A 17,198-nucleotide genomic window follows, 5' to 3' on the forward strand; every position below is an offset into this window, starting at 1 on the left:
CCGGCGGACCTGGGACGACGGCTGTCAGTCGGTCGCCGTAGAGTCGTGACCATGGGCAATCCGGTGAGACGTCAGCGGCCGACGATCCACGATGTGGCGCGCGAGGCGGGCGTCTCGCGCGGGACGGTCTCGCGGGTGCTCAACGGCGGCCACCATGTCAGCCCGGCGGCCACGGAGGCGGTCAACGCGGCGATCCGCAGGACGGGCTATGTGGTCAACCGGGCCGCCCGCAGCCTGATCACCGGCCGGTCGGGGTCGGTGGCGTTTCTGCTCACCGAGCCGCAGGAGCGGTTCTTCGAGGACCCCAACTTCAATGTGCTGCTGCGCGGCTGCACCCAGGCGCTGGCGGCACACGACATCCCGCTGCTGCTGATGATCGCCGGCTCGCGGGACGAGCAGCGGCGGATCACCCGCTATGTCACGGCCGGCCATGTGGACGGGGTGCTGCTGGTCTCCAGCCACACGGGGGATCCGGTGGCCGCCCAGCTCACCCGTGCCGGGATCCCGGTGGTCGCCTCGGGCCAGCCGATGGATCCGCGCGCCGGCCGGCTGGCGCATGTGGCGGCCGACGACCGGGACGGTGCCCGGCTGATGGTGCGCCATCTGGTGGCCCACGGCCGGCGCCGGATCGGCACGGTGACGGGGCCGCTGGACACCCCCGGCGGGGTGCAGCGGCTGGCCGGCTATCGGGAGGTGCTGGACGAAGCCGGCCTCCCGTTCGAGGAGACGCTGGTGGCCACGGGGGACTACGGGCGGGAGAGCGGCGCCGTCGCCGCCGAGCAGCTGCTCGCCCGACACCCGGATCTGGACGCGCTGTTCGTGGCCTCCGATCTGATGGCGCGCGGCGCGCTGGACGCCCTGGACCGCGCCGGGCGCCGGGTGCCGGGGGATGTGGCGGTCGGCGGCTTCGACGACTCGTCCGCCGCGCTGGCCGGCCGGCCGGCGCTGACGACGGTCCGCCAGCCCTGGGACCGGATCAGCCAGGAGATGGTCCGGGTGCTGTTGGCGCGGATCGCCGGCGAGGACACCTCGGCGGTGATCCTCCCCACCGAGCTGGTGGTCCGCGACTCGGCATGACGTCCCTCGGTCAACTCCCGTAGGATTCCGTGATCTTCCACGGGCCGCCCCGGCGTCGCGGGGGGCGCCCTGGCCGCCCGACAACTGACGGAGTTCGCCGTGAGCATTCCCGAGGACGTGGCCGCCGCCCGCTACGTCAACCTCACCACCTTCCGCCGCACCGGTGTCCCGGTCGCCACCCCCGTGTGGCTCGCCCCGGACGGCGAGCGGATGGTGCTCTGGACCAACAACGACAGCGGCAAGGTGAAGCGTCTGCGGCATACCGCCGACGTCACCGTGACCGTCTGCGATATCCGGGGCCGGGTGCGCCCCGGCACCCCCGAACACCGCGCGACCGCGCGGGTCCTGGACGCGGAGGAGAGCAGGGCGGCGCGCGCCGTGCTGTCCCGCCGGTACCGGATGATGCGCCTGGGCAGCCTGCTCGCCCGGGTGGTGCCGAGGATCACCCGGCGCGGCATCGCGGTGGCGGTCCACTTCGACACCCCCGACTCCCCGGAGACCGGCGACGCCGGGTGAGGACCCGGACGGGAACGGGCCGTCAGCGCGGTGCCCAGCGGCGGATCAGCCGGGCGGAGAGCGCCGCGTGCAGGACGAGGACGATCACCAGCAGGAGGTAGAACCGCAGCAGATAGGACCGGTCCCCCACGTTCCACCAGCTCCAGAGATACGGGGCCCAGGGCCCGACGCCCGTCAGCAGTCCGCCGGCCGACCCTGGTTGAGCCGCAGGGCGGTGCCCAGACGCCCCGGCGGCAGCGGATGCCGCGCGCGGGGCGCCAGGAAGTGCTGGAGGGCGAGCGAGACGACGGCCGCCACCAGCAGCCACGCCAGAAAGTGCCCCATCCTGGACCCGTCGTCGAACGAGTGGACCAGGCCGCCGGCCGCGAACCCGAGCGCCAGGGCGAGGAAGGTGGCGAGCGCGATCCGTCCCCCGGCCAGTTCGGGCCGCGCCCGGTAGGCCGCGAGGGCGAGGGCGCCGCCCACCAGCAGGGCGAGCAGAGCCTCCTGCCTGGGACCGTTGCCCCAACCGCTCCCCATGTACCCCCACCACATGCTCGGCAGCAGGAACCCCACCACGGCGGCCGTGATCACCAACCCCCGGCCAGGGGTGGCGCGTTCCGGTGGCGGGGGCGGAACCGTCGGAAGGCCGGGGCGCAGGGTCGGTGGCGGCGGAATATGGGTGGTGACCGTCCGGGCCGACGCGGTGGCCGTCGCCGTGGGCAGCGCGGACAGTCGCGCGCGGACGGTGGCGGCGTCGGCCGGCCGGTCCTGGGGCCGCTTGGCGAGCAGCCCCAGCACCAACGCGTCCCAGGCCGCGGGCAGTCCCGGCCGCAGGACGCTCGGCGGCACGGGCGCGTCGTCGATATGCATCCGCAGCACCACATGCACCAGGCCGTTGACGAACGGCGGGCGGCCGGTGAGCAGTTCGTAGAGCAGACAGCCGAGCGAGTACAGATCGGACCGCGCGTCGATACGCTCGGCGCCGAGGCACTGCTCGGGCGACATATAGGCGGGCGTGCCCACGGCCGCGCCGGTGCGGGTCAGCCGGGTCAACTCGGTGGCGTCGCCGAGGAAACGGGCGACGCCGAAGTCGAGGACCACCGCCCGTCCCTCCGCGTCGACCAGGACGTTCGACGGTTTGAGGTCCCGATGCACCACCCCGGCGCGGTGGGCGGCCTCCAGCGCCCGGCACACGTCACCGCCCCAGCGGACGATGTCGTCCAGACCGGGCGACGGCGCGCCGACGGACATCGGCCGGCCATGGAGGCGTTCCATCACCAGATAGAGCACCTGTCGGTCGTCGACCCGGGTGCGCCCGAAGTCATGGATGGTCACCACCTGACGGCTGGCCAGCCCGGCGGCCAGCCGCGCCTCCCGCTCGAACCGCGCGCGCAGCTCCTCGCCGACCTCGTCCGGCAGACCGGTGAGCGTCTTGACCGCGACGGAGCGGCCCAGGCGTTCGTCCCACGCCTCCCAGACGGTGCCCATCCCGCCGGCGCCTATGCGGTCGGTGATCCGGTATCGGCCGTCCAGCAACGTTCCGCGCATCTACCGCAACCCCCCGGGTATCAGACGGGGGTTCAGATTGGCCCAACTCGGCGGCCCACACAAGCGGTTGCTCGTCCCCGCCCTGTCGCCGCCCCGTCGCCGCCACCGCCGCCGCCCCCGGAAACGGTTCCAGTTCTACAACGAATCGGTTACGGTAAGGCGCAGTTCGGCGAGCCGGGCCGGCCCGGGGCCGCTTCGCCGTTCGCGTGTTCACGACGTCGTTATCCGCTGGTCGCCCGGGGCGGGGAAGCCGATAACGCGTGCTTCCTACCGTTCCCTTGGCTCGTCATGCCGTCACACCATGGGAGAAGCGCGTGTCTCAGGCCAGGTTGATCCTTGTCGCCGCCCTCGCCGCCGCCGGGTTGGCCATCGCGACGACGCCCACCGCGGGGGCCGCCCCGCAGCCCGCCCCCAGCGCCCCACCGGTGGTCGAGGAGACACCGGCCGCCGCCCATCTCCCGCCCGAGCCCCGCTGGCCCGAGTACATCAACGGCGGGACCTGGCCCACCAGCCATGTCCAAGGCGTGGTGGTGGACACCGAGAACGAGCTGGTCTACTGGTCTTTTACCCAGATGTTCGTCAAGACCGACCTCGCGGGGAACGTCATCGGCACCGTCGAGGGCCTGACCGGCCATCTCGGCGACATCGACCTCAACCGCCGCGACGGCCGGGTCTACGGCTCCCTGGAGTACAAGGCCGAGGAGGCCTTCTATATCGCCGTCTTCGACGTGGCCGCGATCGACCGGATCGGCATGGACGCCGAGACGGACGGCGTCCTCACCACCGTCCATCTGGCGGAGGTGGTCGAGGACTTCACCGCCGACATGGACGGTGACGGCGTCTTCGACGGGGACACCGGTGACACGGCCGACCACCGGTACGGCTGCAGCGGCATCGACGGCGTCTCGTTCGGGCCGTCCTTCGGGGACCGCTGGGGCGGGCGGCAGAAGCTGATGGTCGCCTACGGGGTGTACTCCAACACGGAGCGGACGGACAACGACCACCAGGTGATCCTGGAGTACGACACGCGTGACTGGCGGCGCTACGAGCGGCCGTTGAGCCAGGTGGACCCGCACCGCAGCGGGCCCCGCTCGGTGGAGGAGAAGTACTTCCTGCACACCGGCAACACCACCTATGGCGTGCAGAACCTCGAATATGATCAGCACACGGGCCATTGGCTGCTGGCCGTCTACCCGGGTGTCAAGGAGGAGTTCCCCAACTACCCGCTCTTCATGGTGGAGGGCGCCGAGCGGCCGGAGCGCGGCGAGATCGTGGGCCAACCGGAGTACGAGGAGGGCACGTTGCTGAGTCTGCTGCCGCGTGGCCTGCACGACGAGGCCACCGATGTCTGGGGCTGGGACTTCGACGCCTCCTACGGGCTGGAATCCCTCGGCGACGGCTACTACTACGGCGCCCGGGGGCGCGCGGTGCCCGACGCCGGTCAGGAGGGCGAGGTGCATCTCCACCGCTGGAGCGGCGAGCCGCCCAACCCGTTCACGCCGGTCGCCGGCTCCGGCGAAGCCCGCTAGCGAACGATGCGGATCGGGGAGGCCGCCCGGGTCAGCGGCGTAAGCGTGCGGGCGTTGCGCTACTACGAGGACGAGGGGTTGATCGTCCCGGGGCGGCACAGCAATGGATACCGCGACTACTGCCGGCCGACCATCGACCGGGTCCGCACCGTCCGCGCGCTGTTGGCGTCGGGGCTGCCGGTGCGGCTGGTCAGGGAGGCACTGCCGGCCGTCGACGACGGCGGGCGCGCCGTGTCGGAGGCCGAGTTCCTGGCCGAGGTCGCCGGCTACCGGGATCGGCTCGCCGCCCGGATCGCCGAACTCCAGGCGCGCCAGGCCGCGCTCGACGCCTTCCTCCGCGACTCCGGGGCTTGACCCTGACGCAGGCGTGAGGCTTCTACGGTGCCGCGCATGGAGAACAGCAGCACCACGATGCGCGCCCTGGTCCAACGCTCCACCGCCGGCCCGGAGGATCTGGTCCTCGTCCACGACCGTCCCCGCCCCGATCCGGGGCCGGGCGAGTACCTGGTCCGGGTCGGCGCCGCCGGCGTCAACTTCGCCGATGTGACGCAGAGCCGGGGCGCCTACGGAGACGGCCCTCGGCCGCCCTATGTCGCGGGCTTCGAGGCGGCCGGCGAGATCGTGGCCGTCGGGGCCGACGTCCCCGCCCCGTTGCCGGTCGGCACGGTGGTCGTGGGGGCCGGCGCCGGTGCCTTCGCCGAGTATCTGACGATGCCGGCGGCCGGGGCACTGCCCGTTCCCGACGGGTGGACGGACGCCCAGGCCCTCGGCCTGGTGCTGAACTGGGCGACGGCGCTGGCCGCGCTCCGGCCGCTGGGCGGTGTCGCGCCGGGCGAGACGGTGCTGGTGCACGCGGCGGCGGGCGGAGTAGGCCAGGCCGCGGTCCGGCTCGCCCGCCACTACGGTGCGCGGGTGGTCGCGACGGCCTCACCGGCCAAGCACGCCACCGTTCGCGCGCTGGGCGCCGACGCGGTCCTCGACGCGGCGCGGCCCGACCTGGCCGAGGCGATCACCGATCTGACGGGCGGCGTCGACCTGGTCCTGGAGTCCGTCGGCCGGACCACGTTCGCGGCCAGCCTCGCCGTCGCCAAGCCGTTCCTCGGCCGGGTGGTGGTCTTCGGCGCGGCCTCGGGCGACGCCCAACTCACCACCCACGACCTGGTCTTCCGCCACCGGGCGCAGCTCAAGGGCCTGCATATCGGCGCGTTGGCCGAGCTGGCCCCGGCGCTGTACCGCTCCCTCCTGACCGAACTCCGCGCCCTTGTCGAGCAGGGCGTCTACCCACCCGGCACGCCCACCCTCCACCCCCTCGCCGCGGGCCCCACCGTGCTGGCCGAGTTGGCCGGCGGCCGCACCGAGGGCAAACACGCCCTTGTCCCCTGACACCGACCGAAAGAGGCCGCGCCGGCGTGCGCGCCGGCGCGGTCCCCGGGTGCATGTCGCCGCCGGGGACCGCGCCGTGGTGCGCCGCCGGGCCCGGCGCGGGAGCGCTACGCGCCGATGACGCCGCCGTCGACGCGGGTGATGGCGACGGTGGCGGAGCGGGGGCGGCCCTCGGGGTCGAAGTCCGGCCAGTTGCTGACGGCCCTGGGGTTCTCCGGGCTCGGCTCGCCCCAGTGCACGGTGGCCTCGCCCGGGTGCTGGACGTTGACGAAGAGGGTGCGCTGGTCGGGGCTGGCGGTGGCACCGGTGATCTCGGAACCCCGGGGGCCGGTCAGGAAGCGGCGGATCTCGCCGGTCTCCGGATCGGCGGCCAGCATCTGGTTGTTGCCGATGTTGTCGTAGCCCTTGTCGGCCAGATGCTGGGAGGAGTTGGAGATATCGGTCTGGATCCACAGCCGGCCGTCGTTGTCGAACCAGACGCCGTCGGGCGAGCCGAAGATATTGGTCTCGTCCAGGTCGACCTGGTCGTCGTAGGCAGGGTCACCGGCCAGGACGAAGATGTCCCAGGTGAACGTGGTCGACGTGTGGTCGCGCCGCTTCTCCGTCCAACGGACGATATGACCGTACGGGTTGGGGTTGCGCGGGTTGACGGCCGCGTCCCAGCCGCTGCCGTTGGTCAGCGTGCAGTAGACGTCGTTGTTCCTGGGGTTGATGGTGATCCACTCGGGGCGGTCCATCTTGGTGGCGCCGACCGCGTCGGCCGCCTCGCGGGTGCGCAGCAGCACATCGGCCTGGTCCCGCCAGCCGTTGGCGCGGGTCAGGGGGCCCCGGCCGTGGGTCAGCGGCAGCCACTCGCCCTTGCCGTCGTCCTTGAAGCTGGCGACATAGAGGGTGCCGTGGTCCAGCGGGCTGCGGCCGAGGGCGCGCTGGAGGCGCCAGTTGCCGCTGCCGACGAACTTGTAGATGTAGTCGCCGTCCTGGTCGTCACCGCTGTAGGCGACGACGCGGCCCCTGGACTCGGTGACGGTGCAGCCCTCGTGCTTGAAGCGGCCGAGCGCGGTGCGCTTGACCGGCGTGGAGTCGGGCTTCTTCGGGTCGATCTCCACGATCCAGCCGAAGCGGTTGATCTCGCCGGGGTTGGCGGCGAGGTCGAAACGCGGGTCGGCCAGATGCCAGTCGTAGCCACCGCCGGCGGCGGCGACGCCGTAGCGGGCCTGGGCCGGCGTCGGCTCCCAGCTCTCGTCCTCGGTGCCGAAGTAGCTGTTCCAGTTCTCCTCGCAGGCGAGGTAGGTGCCCCAGGGAGTCACGCCGTGCGAACAGTTGTTGAGGGTGCCGCGCGGCTGGCCCTCGGCGCGCAGCTCGGGGTGGTCGGCGCGGACCGGTCCTGAGAACTTCACCGGGGTGTCGCCGGTGACCCGGCGGGCCAGCCGCGAGTTGACCGTCTCCCAGCTGCCGTCCGCGCGTCGTTCGATCTCGACCACCGAGACGCCGTGCGCGGCCAGCGCCTTGGCCACCTTCTCCCGGGTCATCTCGGCGGGCCCGTCGGGGAAGAGCAACTCCTGGTCGATGTACTCGTGGTTGAGCACCAGCAGCCCGCGCCGGTTGCCCTCCCGGCCGTGCCCGAGCGGGAAGAAGTGCATCCCGTCGTGGTTCATGCCGACCTGCTGGGCCTGCTCCTCCGCCGTGTTGCCGGCGTCCTTGCGCCAGGCGGGGCCGTCCGGGCGGACGGGGGTGCCCCAGGGAATCAGCACCTGGGCCCGGTAGCCGTCCGGCACCACGAACGCGTCGGCGTCACTGGTGGACACCGGGGTGAAGCCCAACAGCGGCCGGCCGCCGGGGCGGCCACGCCCGCCGCCCGGACGGGCCGGCGCGGCGGCGGGCGTCGCCGCGGCGGCGCCGCCGACGGCCGGCCCGATCAGGAAGGCGGCAGCCGCGGCCGTGCCGCCCAGCAGCGTGTCGCGCCGGGAGATCCGGCGCTGGACCACCTCGCCGAAGGACGGGTTGTCGGAGCTGTTGGAGCTGACGTCATCCGGATCGGTCACCGGGGTGACCGGGTGCTGTGCTGACATCGCGAGTCCTCACGTGCTGATGTGGCGGAACAGATGTTCCGGTGAGGCTAGGAGTCAACAATGGCGCAAACTGACCACCAAGGTGAACGCGCGGCCACCGCCGCACATACGGCTGATTCACCGTGCCGGTTCACTCAACCGCGCGTACCGGCGGTGGCCGGGGGACGCGTTCGGACCTGCGGTCAAGCCCGGGTACAGGCCCGGGTTCAAGCCCGCGTTCAGACCTGCCGGGTGCCGTTCACCCGGCGGGGGACGCCCAGCGGGTTGTCGTCGCGCAGCTCCGGGGGGAGCAGCGCGGCCGGGGCGCTCTGGTAACTGACGGGCCGCAGCCAGCGCTCGATGGCGGTGGCACCGACCGAGGTGGATCCCGAGGTCGACGCCGGGTAGGGGCCGCCGTGCTGCTGGGCGGGGGTGACGGCGACGCCGGTCGGCCAGCCGTTGACCAGCACCCGGCCGGCCAACGGGGTGAGCGCGGCCAGCAGTTGGGCGCCCTGGCCGGCCGGGTCCCCGGCCTCGTCGGCGCCCAGGTGCAGGGTGGCGGTGAGGTTGCCGGGGAAGCGGCCGAGGAGGACGGTCAACTGCTCGGCGTCGGCGTAGCGGACGACCACCGTCAGCGGGCCGAAGCACTCCTCCAGCAACAGATCGTGGTCCCCGGCCGAGGTCAACCGCTCGCCGTCCACGGTCAGGAAGCCGGGGGCGACCTTGCGCTCCTCGTCGCCGCCGGCGGCGACGGGGGCCTGGACGCCGTCGAGTTCCGCCCGGGCGGCGACGCCGGCCACAAAGGCGTCCCGCATCCGTCCGTCCAGCAGCACCCCGGGGGCGACATCGGCGACGGCCTTGGCCAGGGCGGCGACCAGCGCGTCGCCCGGCTCGCCGGCCGGCACCAGGACCAGGCCCGGCTTGGTGCAGAACTGGCCGACGCCCAACGTCATCGAGCCGGCCAGGCCGGCGCCGATCTCGTCGGCCCGTTCGGCGGCGGCGCGTTCGGTGACCACCACCGGGTTGAGGCTGCCCAGCTCGCCGTGGAACGGGATCGGGGTCGGCCGCGCCGCGGCCGCGTCGAAGAGCGCGCGCCCGCCACGCACCGAGCCGGTGAACCCGGCGGCCGAGACCAGCGGATGCTTGACCAGCTCGACGCCGGCCTCGAAACCGTGCAGCACGGTGACCACCTCGGCCGGCAGGCCGACCCGGACGGCGGCCCGGCGCAGCGCGGCCCCGGCCAGCTCGGAGGTGGCCGGATGGTCGGGGTGCGCCTTGACGACCACCGGGCAGCCGGCGGCCAGCGCGCTGGCGGTGTCCCCGCCGGGCACGGAGAACGCCAACGGGAAGTTGGAGGCGGCATAGACCGCGACCACGCCCACCGGGATCTTGTAACGGCGCAGGTCGGGGCGGGGCGGGGCGAGGGAGTCGTCGGCGTGGTCGATGATCACGTCGAGGTAGCCGCCGTCCTCGATCTCGTCCGCGAAGGAGAGCAACTGGCCGGTGGTGCGGCCGAGTTCGCCGGTGAGCCGGACCTGGCCCAGGGCCGTCTCGGCGTCGGCCGTCGCCCTGATCCGCTCGCCGTCGGCCGTCAACTCCTCCGCGGCGGCGCGCAACAGGGCGATCCGGACGTCCCGGTCGGCGAGTGCGCCCCGCGCCGCGTGGGCGGCACGGACCGCGGCGTCCACCTCACCGGCGGTGGCCTCGAAGGCCACTTGCTCACGCTGGTTTCCGGATCGGGGGTCCACGCTCCACACTGGTACTGCCACCGGAATCGATCCTCCTGAACGGCTGCTCCGGGAGGGACGAGGTTCGCTATAGTGCGTACCGTTCGAGATACTGAACATCGTCCCGATATGTGAATTCCTTGGGACTCTATAGCGTTGCGAACAAAGGGGTCAAGGTCGATGTCAGCCGGTGAGACGGGCGGTGCCCAGGTCAAGTCAGCGGTTCGCACGGTGGAACTGCTGGAGTTCTTCGCCGGTCGTCCCGGGATGCACTCGCTCGCCGACGTCCAGACAGCCGTCGGGTACCCCAAGTCCTCCCTCTACATGCTGCTGCGCACCCTCGTCGAGTTGGGCTGGGTGGAGACCGATGCCACCGGCACCCGCTACGGCATCGGCGTGCGGGCGCTGCTCGTCGGCACCTCCTATATCGACGGCGACGAGGCGGTGGCCGCGGCCCGCCCCACGCTGGACCGGATCGCCGAGGACACCAGCGAGACCATCCACCTGGCGCGCCTGGACGGCATCAACGTCGTCTATCTCGCCACCCGGCAGTCCGAGCACTACCTGCGCCCGTTCACCCGGGTCGGCCGTCGACTCCCCGCGCACTCCACCTCGTTGGGGAAGGCGCTGCTCGCCACGTACCCGGACGAGCGGGTCCGGGCGATGCTGCCGGCGACGCTGGAGCGGCTGACCGAGCACACCATCACCGACCGGGAGGCGCTGATAGCGGAGTTGGCGCAGGTCAGGGAGCGCGGCTACGCCATCGACCGCGAGGAGAACACCCTGGGGCTGCGCTGCTTCGGCATCGCCATCCCCTACCGCGCCCCGGCCAGGGACGCGATCAGCTGTTCGGTGCCGGTGGCCCGACTCACCCCGGGGCACGAGCAGTTGATCAAGGAAGCGCTCTTCGACGCCCGCGACCGGCTGAGCCTGGCCACCCGGCACCTCTGAGCGGGCCGGGCCGCCAGGGGCCCGACCCGGTCACTCCTCCCTGGTGAGGGTGACGATCCGGTCCGGATCGCGGTCGATGGCACGCAGCATCACGGTCGCGAAGGAGTCCTCGCTCGACAGCAGCATCGGCACCACATCGTCGGCCACCGCGCAGACCTCGGGGTCGTACTCGACGTCCACCCGGGAGGTCGGCACCGGCGCCGTCAACAGGACGGTCTCCCCTTCGTCCTGGGAGGTGACCAGCAGCGCGTCCCAGACGCAGGCGCTGTCCAGCGAGGCGGGCGGGCGGATCTCCAGGGCCGTCCGGCCCGGCGCGGCGGAGCGCAGGGTGACCCGGTAGGGATCGTCCCCGCCGGCCGGGACCCCCAGGGCGGCCAGACTCGCCGGTGCGATCGACCAGTTGCCGGTCACCGGCGGGAAGCCCAGCTCGTCGTCCTCCGGGACCCGCACCATGTCGATGGACTGGCCGCTGCTCGGCACCCACCAGGCCAGCTCGGGCTCCGGCTCCCCGTCGTACTGCTTGAGCACCAGGGCCTGCCCCTCGGGCCAGCAGTGCTCCTCCTGGTACGCGGGGACGGTGCGCACCACCTCGACCTCGGTGTCGCGGACGACGGCCCATTCGTCGGGGCGGGTGCTGCGCTCGGAGGTCCAGCGCAGCTCGCAGTAGGTGCCGGTCTCGGCCCTGGCCAGCCGGAGGGTGCCGCTGCCCACGCCCTGGTCCATCTCCTCGACCACCAACCGGCCGAAGACCCCGACGTCCGAGCGGGTCTCGCTGGTCCAGACGCCCTCCCAGGTGCCGAGATAGGCGGCTCCCTCGTCGACATAGGTGTAGCCGAAGTCGGACCGCAGCTCCTCCTCGGGGATCCCGTTGTCCACGGCGTCCTCCGGCGCCCCGGGTTCCTCGGCGGAGCCGGTGTCGGAGGCGACGGGGTCGCCGTCCCGGTCGTCGCCGCCGGAGAGGCTGACCGCCAACGCGGCGCCCAGCGCCAGCGCCACGGCGACGGCCGTAGGCACCAGCCATCGCGCGCGCCGACGGACGGGGGCCTGCGGCGCGGCCGGTGGGATCGACGGGGGCGGGGGCGGGACGGGCAGGGGCTCCTCGGGACCGGGGGCCGCGTCCGGGGTCTCGGCGGTGAGCAGTTGGACGGCCCGCTGTCCGAGGGCGGCCAGCAGGGTGCCGGGAAGCCAGGGCTCACCGTCGTGGTGCGGTGCGGTGCGCTCGATGACGGCGTCGGCCGTGGGCCGGTCCGCCGGCCGGGCGGCGAGGCACCACGCGATCACCGCGCGCAGTTCGTCCGGCAGGCCCGTGAGGTCGAACTCGCCCTGCACGATGCGGAGCAGCAGCACATGGGGCGAGGTGTCGCGGGAGCCGAAGGGCGAGCGGCCGGTGGCGGCGAAGGCCAACACCGCGCCCAGCGTGAAGATGTCGCTGGCGGCGGTGACGGCCTCGGCACGGCACTGCTCGGGGGACATGAAGCCGGGCGATCCGACCAGCATTCCGGTGCGGGTGAGCGTGCCGCCGGCCGATTCGACGGCGCGGGCGATGCCGAAGTCGATCACCCGCGGCCGTTCCATCGTGATCATCACATTGGACGGTTTGAGGTCGCGGTGGACCAGACCGACCCGGTGGATGTCCCGCAGCGCTCGGGCCAGTCCGTCGGCCAACAGCCAGACGCTCCGCTCCGGCAGGGGGCCATGGGTCTCGGCCACCACCTCGTGCAACGAGGGTCCCGGTATGTAGTCGGTGGCCACCCAGGGGGTGTCGGTGCCGGTCTCCGCGTCGAGGACCTCGGCCGTCCACTGGCCGCCGGCCCTCCGGGTGGCCTCGACCTCGCGGGCGAACCGCTCGCGGAAGTCCGGATCGCTGGCCAGATCGCCGCGCACCAGCTTGACCGCGACCGTTCTGCCCCGGCTCGACCTGGCGAGACAGACCGCCCCCATGCCCCCTTCGCCGAGCCGGCCGAGCAGTTGGTAGTCCCCCAGCCGGCGTGGATCCCCCGCCGTCAACGGCTTCATGTGCCTGTTTCCCCTCCCCTGCCGCGCTGTGCGGCGCGGCGCGAACCCGACGCCAGCGTAAGGGGGGTGAAGCGGGGGTGAACGCGAGGGCGGGGGGGGGGAACGGATCAGTGGTGCCAGGGGAGCCGGATCGGCTCGGCCGGGATGCGGCCGGCCAGCAACTCGCCGACCAGCGGCGCCACTCCGGACGGCACGACGGGCTCCACGCCGGTCGCCAGCGCGTCCACCGGCCACCAGCGGTGCTCGGCCAGGCTGGTGCGCTCGTGCTTCTCCGCATGCCGGGTGTCCACCTCGTGGCGGTCGACCCGGAGGAAGAAGAAGTGGTCCTCGAAGTGGCCGGCCCGCCAGCCGAGATCGGCGAACCCGCCGGTCCAGGCGACGCGGGGGCCCAACTCCGCGGGCGGCACCCGCAGTCCCGTCTCCTCCCACAGCTCCCGGGCGGCGGTGGCGGCCAGGCTCTCCCGGCGGCGCCTTCCCCCGCCCGGCGTCATCCAGTGCGGGTCGGCGCCCGTCTCGTCGGTGGAGCGGAAGAGCAGCAGCCGCTCCCGTCCGTCCACCAGCAGCACCCGTCCCGAAGCGCGCACGGCACCTGTCCCTTCCCTACCCGCCGATGCTCCTGGCCCGGGTCGGCCAGGAGCATCAGGGTAGGGACAAAGGGTGCGTCGGCGCGCGTCAGTTGACGCCGAGCACCTGCTGGACCGGGTCGATCGCGAAGTAGATCAGGAACAGCCCGGCGGTGATCCACAGCAGCCAGTTGACCTCGCGCACACGGCCGGTGACACACTTGAGCACCACATAGGCGACAAAGCCGGCGCCGATACCGTTGGTGATGGAGAAGGTGAAGGGCATCACGGCGATGGTGACAAAGGCCGGGATGGCCAGGGTGTGGTCCGCCCAGTCGATCTTCGCGACCTGCACCATCATCAGGAAGCCGACCGCGACCAGGGCGGGCGCGGCGGCCTGGGCCGGGACGACGGTGGCCAGCGGCGAGAAGAACAGCGCGGCGGCGAAGAGCACTCCGGTGACCAGGTTGGCGAAGCCGGTCCTGGCACCCTCGCCCACGCCGGCGGCCGATTCCACATAGGAGGTGTTGGAGGAGGCGGAGGCGGCGCCACCGGCGGCGGCGGCCAGACCGTCGACGAAGAGCAGCCGGCCAAGACGCGGCACCCGGCCCTTCTCGTCCAACAGACCCGCCTCGCTGGTGACGCCGACGGCGGTGCCCATGGTGTCGAAGAAGTCGGTCAGGAACAGCGTGAAGATGATCAGCACCACGGTGATGGCGCTGACCTCGCCGAAGGCGCCGAACAGGCTGAACTCGCCCACCAGGTTGAAGTCGGGCGCCGCGACCAGGGCATCCGGCCAGCTGGGCGCCGTGAGACCCCAGGCACCGTCGTCGATATCGGCGATGCCGTGGACGACCATCGCGAAGACGGTCATCGCCACGATGCTGATCAGGATCGCGCCCTTGACCTTGCGGGCCAGCAGCGCCAGCGTCAGCAGCAGACCCAGGCAGAAGACCAGCACCGGCCAGCCGGCCAACTCGCCGTCGCCGCCCAGGGTGAGCGGCGGGGAGCCCTCGTGTCCCACGGTGAAGCCGGCGTTGACAAAGCCGATCAGCGCGATGAAGAGGCCGATGCCCACGCCGATCGCCTGCTTGAGCGCCATCGGAATGGCGTTCATCACGGCCTCACGGAAGCCGGTCAAGGAGATCACGCAGAGCAGCAACCCCTCCAGCACCACCAGGCCCATGGCGTCCGGCCAGCTCATCCGGGGCGCGATCTGGAAGGCGACCATCGCGTTGATCCCGAGACCGGCGGCCAACGCCAGCGGCAGGTTGGCGGTGATCCCCATCAGCACGGTCATGATGCCGGCCACCAGGGCCGTCACGGTCAGAACCTGCTCCAGGGAGAGCTGGTTACCGTGCACATCGGTGGCGCTGCTGAGGATGATCGGGTTCAGCACCAGGATGTAGGCCATGGTGAAGAACGTGGCGAAGCCGCCGCGCACCTCACGACCGAGGGTGCTCCCGCGTTCCGAGATCTGGAAGAAGCTGTCCAGTTTTGTCAGCCGATCTACCGGCATTGTTGAATCCTTGACTGAGCGAGTTTGGGGACTCAGGGATTCTGCCCGCTCAGTGGGGTTTCTGGGTTTGGTGCGTCTAACAATGGGCAACACCGTTACGGAATTGCGTCCTCCTGGGGGAACTCCGCCGAGGTCTCCCGGCCCCGATGATCTTGCCCGCGGCTCAGCCCAGTGCTTCGAGCGCCGCGCGCACCGCCCGCAGATCCTCCTCCGTGGCCAACCCCGCGTGATAGAGCCGAAGTTCGTCGGCGCCCAGCTCAGCGGCGTGCGCCGCGTCGGCGGCCAGGGTGCCGGGCGAGCCGCCCATCCCCGCGACCACGGGGAAGTTCGCCGCGATCACCCGACGGGGCGCGTCTTCGCCACCACGCTCCGTGACAAACGGCGTGAGCGCCGCGTCCCGCGCCGCCGCGCCCCCCGCGCACGGCACCACCACGCCGTCCGCGTGCGCCAACACGCCACCCGGCAGCACCCCGACGTTGGCGCCGCAGCGGTGCGGCGCCGGATCGGCGTGCAACAGCACCCGGAAGTCGCCGGCGCCGAGGCGGGCCGCCTCGGCCCGCACCGCCGCGACCGTCGCCCGCTGGAACGCGTCGGCGGTCCGCAGCCGCCAGTCGGCCACCGCCTCGGCCTGCTCGGCGCCCAGCGCCGCGACCACCCCGGCCCATTCGGCGTCCCGCCCGGCGGGCGCCGGCCCGGCAACGCCCGCCCAGTAGGGCGCCAGGGCGGCGCGGACCGACGCCCGCAACCGCTCGGGATCGGCGCCGGCCGCCGCATAGCCGGCCGCGCAGAACGCGCAGAAGCAGAGCGACAGCAGAAACCCGCCGACGCCGCCGAGCGCGGCGCCGCCGATCTTGTCGTGCGCGTGCAGATGGTCGAGGCCGTACCAGCCGCAGGACTCCAGCTCGACGCCGGCCGTGCCGGGCCGCACCGCGGCCTCGGCGGCCAACTCCTCGGCATAGGCGCGCACCTCGGGCCTGGCCACACAGGGCGCCCAGGGGTAACGGTCGCCCACCGCGTTGACCACCGTGCTCTCGGGATGCTCCTCCCCCAGCCGGGAGTTGTGCGCCAGGATCACCCAGGAGTGCACCTCAAGACCGGCCTCGGCGAGCGCCGACGCGGCCCGGCCGTAGGCGTCCTCGTCCGCGATCCAGCCCTGGTCGTAGGGGCGCAGCCGGTGTTCCGCCCAGCGCGCCCGGTCCCAGGGGTAGTAGACGGCGGAGTGGCGTGCGGTGACGATCCGGTGCGCGGGATGGCGCGGGGTCAGCGCGCGGGTGGAGTGGTAGGCGGCGGCCAGGGTGACCTGCCGCACGCCGAGCGCGGCGATCCGCTCGGCGGCCGCCGGGTCCCCGACGATGTCCCAGGGGTAGACGAAGGTGCCGGCGCGCATCAGCCGTTCACCAGCCCGAGGCCGTGGTCGATCAGCCCGGCCAGTTCGTCGAGATGCTCGGGCAGCGGCTCGGAGAGCGGCGACCGCACCTCCCCCACGTCCAGGCCGCGCATCCGCACCCCGGCCTTGACCAGGGAGACGGCATAGCCCCGGCCCCGGTCGCGCAGTTCGACCAGCGGGCGGTAGAAGCCGTCGAGCAGCCGGCGCACCGTCTCCTCGTCGCCCTCGTGCAGCGCGCGGTGGAAGGCGAGCGCGACCTCGGGCACGAAGGCGAAGGCGGCGGACGAGTAGAGCCGCACGCCGAGGCCCTGGTAGGCGAGGCTGGTCAGCTCGGCCGTCGGCAGTCCGTTGAAGTAGCGGAACGGGCGGTCGGGGTGGGCGGTGCGCACGGCGGAGATGATCCGCTGCAGCAGGTCCAGATCGCCGAGCCCGTCCTTGAGCCCGACGATGCCGGGGGTGGCGGCCAGTTCGACGGCGGCGGCGGGCGTCAGCACGACGTTGTCGCGCTGGTAGACGATCACCTCAAGCGAGGTGGCGGCGGCCAGTCGCGCGAAGTGCGCCACCAGGCCGCGCTGGTCGGCGACCACCAGATACGGGGGCATCGCCAACAGGCCCTCGGCGCCGGCCTGTTCGGCCAGCCGGGCGTACTCGACCGCCAGCGCGGTGCCATAGCCGGCGCCGGCCACCACGGGCACCGCGCCCGCGACCTCGTCGACGGCCGTCGCCACGCACTCGGCGAACTCCGTCGGGGTGAGGGCGTGGAACTCCCCGGTGCCACAGCAGACGAAGACCGCGCCCGCGCCCGCGTCGACGCCGGCCCTGAGGTGCGCGCGGAAGGCGGGAAGGTTGAGCGAGCCATCGGGGCCGTAGGCCGTCACGGGGAAGAACAACAGGCCGTCCAACCGCTGAGCCAGGGTGCCTTCGGTCATAGTGCCTCTCTCCGACCGTGCAT

At 72.7% G+C, this 17,198-nt stretch carries 14 protein-coding genes; 6 read left to right on the forward strand and 8 right to left on the reverse strand.

Annotated elements, in window-relative coordinates; genetic code table 11:
• The first annotated feature begins 45 nt into the window (after positions 1-45).
• Together AOM46_RS14505 and AOM46_RS14510 are read left to right on the forward strand one after the other, a co-directional pair.
• Entirely contained in the window at positions 46-1,077 is a 1,032-nt protein-coding gene (locus AOM46_RS14505; RefSeq protein ID WP_062211088.1) for a LacI family DNA-binding transcriptional regulator, read from the forward strand.
• A 99-nt stretch (positions 1,078-1,176) separates the two neighbouring features.
• On the forward strand, positions 1,177-1,593 hold the full coding sequence (locus AOM46_RS14510; protein ID WP_062211090.1) for a PPOX class F420-dependent oxidoreductase: 417 nt from the start codon (positions 1,177-1,179) through the stop codon (positions 1,591-1,593).
• Positions 1,594-1,767: 174 nt separating this feature from the next.
• Here AOM46_RS14510 and AOM46_RS14515 read toward each other — a convergent pair whose 3' ends face one another.
• On the reverse strand, positions 1,768-3,123 hold the full coding sequence (locus AOM46_RS14515; RefSeq protein WP_062211093.1) for a serine/threonine-protein kinase: 1,356 nt from the start codon (positions 3,121-3,123) through the stop codon (positions 1,768-1,770).
• Positions 3,124-3,437: 314 nt separating this feature from the next.
• Here AOM46_RS14515 and AOM46_RS14520 point away from each other — a divergent pair, with 314 nt between their 5' ends.
• Genes AOM46_RS14520 through AOM46_RS14530 form a run of 3 tightly spaced genes read left to right on the forward strand, consistent with a single transcriptional unit; the run spans position 3,438 to position 6,035 of the window.
• Positions 3,438-4,652 carry a hypothetical protein gene (locus AOM46_RS14520; protein WP_078856827.1) on the forward strand — a complete coding sequence of 405 codons (1,215 nt, stop codon included), beginning with the start codon at positions 3,438-3,440 and terminating at the stop codon, positions 4,650-4,652.
• Between the two features lie 6 nt (positions 4,653-4,658).
• Positions 4,659-5,006, forward strand: a complete 348-nt coding sequence (locus AOM46_RS14525; protein ID WP_107080077.1) for a MerR family transcriptional regulator — start codon at positions 4,659-4,661, stop codon at positions 5,004-5,006.
• Between the two features lie 36 nt (positions 5,007-5,042).
• Positions 5,043-6,035 carry a zinc-binding dehydrogenase gene (locus AOM46_RS14530; protein WP_062211096.1) on the forward strand — a complete coding sequence of 331 codons (993 nt, stop codon included), beginning with the start codon at positions 5,043-5,045 and terminating at the stop codon, positions 6,033-6,035.
• Positions 6,036-6,142: 107 nt separating this feature from the next.
• Here the strand turns inward: AOM46_RS14530 and AOM46_RS14535 are convergent, their stop codons facing one another.
• Complete coding sequence (locus AOM46_RS14535) at positions 6,143-8,104, reverse strand: PhoX family phosphatase (protein ID WP_078856828.1); 1,962 nt, start codon at positions 8,102-8,104, stop codon at positions 6,143-6,145.
• A gap of 218 nt (positions 8,105-8,322) precedes the next feature.
• Entirely contained in the window at positions 8,323-9,852 is a 1,530-nt protein-coding gene (locus tag AOM46_RS14540; protein ID WP_062211098.1) for an aldehyde dehydrogenase (NADP(+)), read from the reverse strand.
• Positions 9,853-9,990: 138 nt separating this feature from the next.
• Between AOM46_RS14540 and AOM46_RS14545 the strand changes: the two genes are divergently transcribed.
• Positions 9,991-10,761, forward strand: a complete 771-nt coding sequence (locus AOM46_RS14545; RefSeq protein ID WP_062211101.1) for an IclR family transcriptional regulator — start codon at positions 9,991-9,993, stop codon at positions 10,759-10,761.
• A 30-nt stretch (positions 10,762-10,791) separates the two neighbouring features.
• Here AOM46_RS14545 and AOM46_RS34590 read toward each other — a convergent pair whose 3' ends face one another.
• From AOM46_RS34590 to AOM46_RS14570, 5 genes are all read right to left on the reverse strand, one after another.
• Positions 10,792-12,777, reverse strand: coding sequence for a serine/threonine-protein kinase (locus AOM46_RS34590; RefSeq protein WP_062211103.1), 1,986 nt, complete (start codon positions 12,775-12,777; stop codon positions 10,792-10,794).
• Positions 12,778-12,884: 107 nt separating this feature from the next.
• Positions 12,885-13,361 carry an NUDIX hydrolase gene (locus AOM46_RS14555; protein ID WP_199823975.1) on the reverse strand — a complete coding sequence of 159 codons (477 nt, stop codon included), beginning with the start codon at positions 13,359-13,361 and terminating at the stop codon, positions 12,885-12,887.
• Positions 13,362-13,449: 88 nt separating this feature from the next.
• Complete coding sequence (locus AOM46_RS14560; protein ID WP_062211109.1) at positions 13,450-14,859, reverse strand: NCS2 family permease; 1,410 nt, start codon at positions 14,857-14,859, stop codon at positions 13,450-13,452.
• Between the two features lie 163 nt (positions 14,860-15,022).
• On the reverse strand, positions 15,023-16,246 hold the full coding sequence (locus AOM46_RS14565; protein WP_062211116.1) for a hypothetical protein: 1,224 nt from the start codon (positions 16,244-16,246) through the stop codon (positions 15,023-15,025).
• Positions 16,246-17,175, reverse strand: coding sequence for a 5-dehydro-4-deoxyglucarate dehydratase (locus AOM46_RS14570; RefSeq protein ID WP_062211118.1), 930 nt, complete (start codon positions 17,173-17,175; stop codon positions 16,246-16,248). Before AOM46_RS14570 ends, AOM46_RS14565 begins: the two co-directional genes overlap by 1 nt.
• Between the last annotated feature and the right edge of the window lie 23 nt (positions 17,176-17,198).

The organism is Streptomyces sp. NBRC 109706 (assembly GCF_000974485.1).
In the GTDB taxonomy this organism is placed as follows: Bacteria; Actinomycetota; Actinomycetes; order Streptomycetales; family Streptomycetaceae; genus Streptomyces.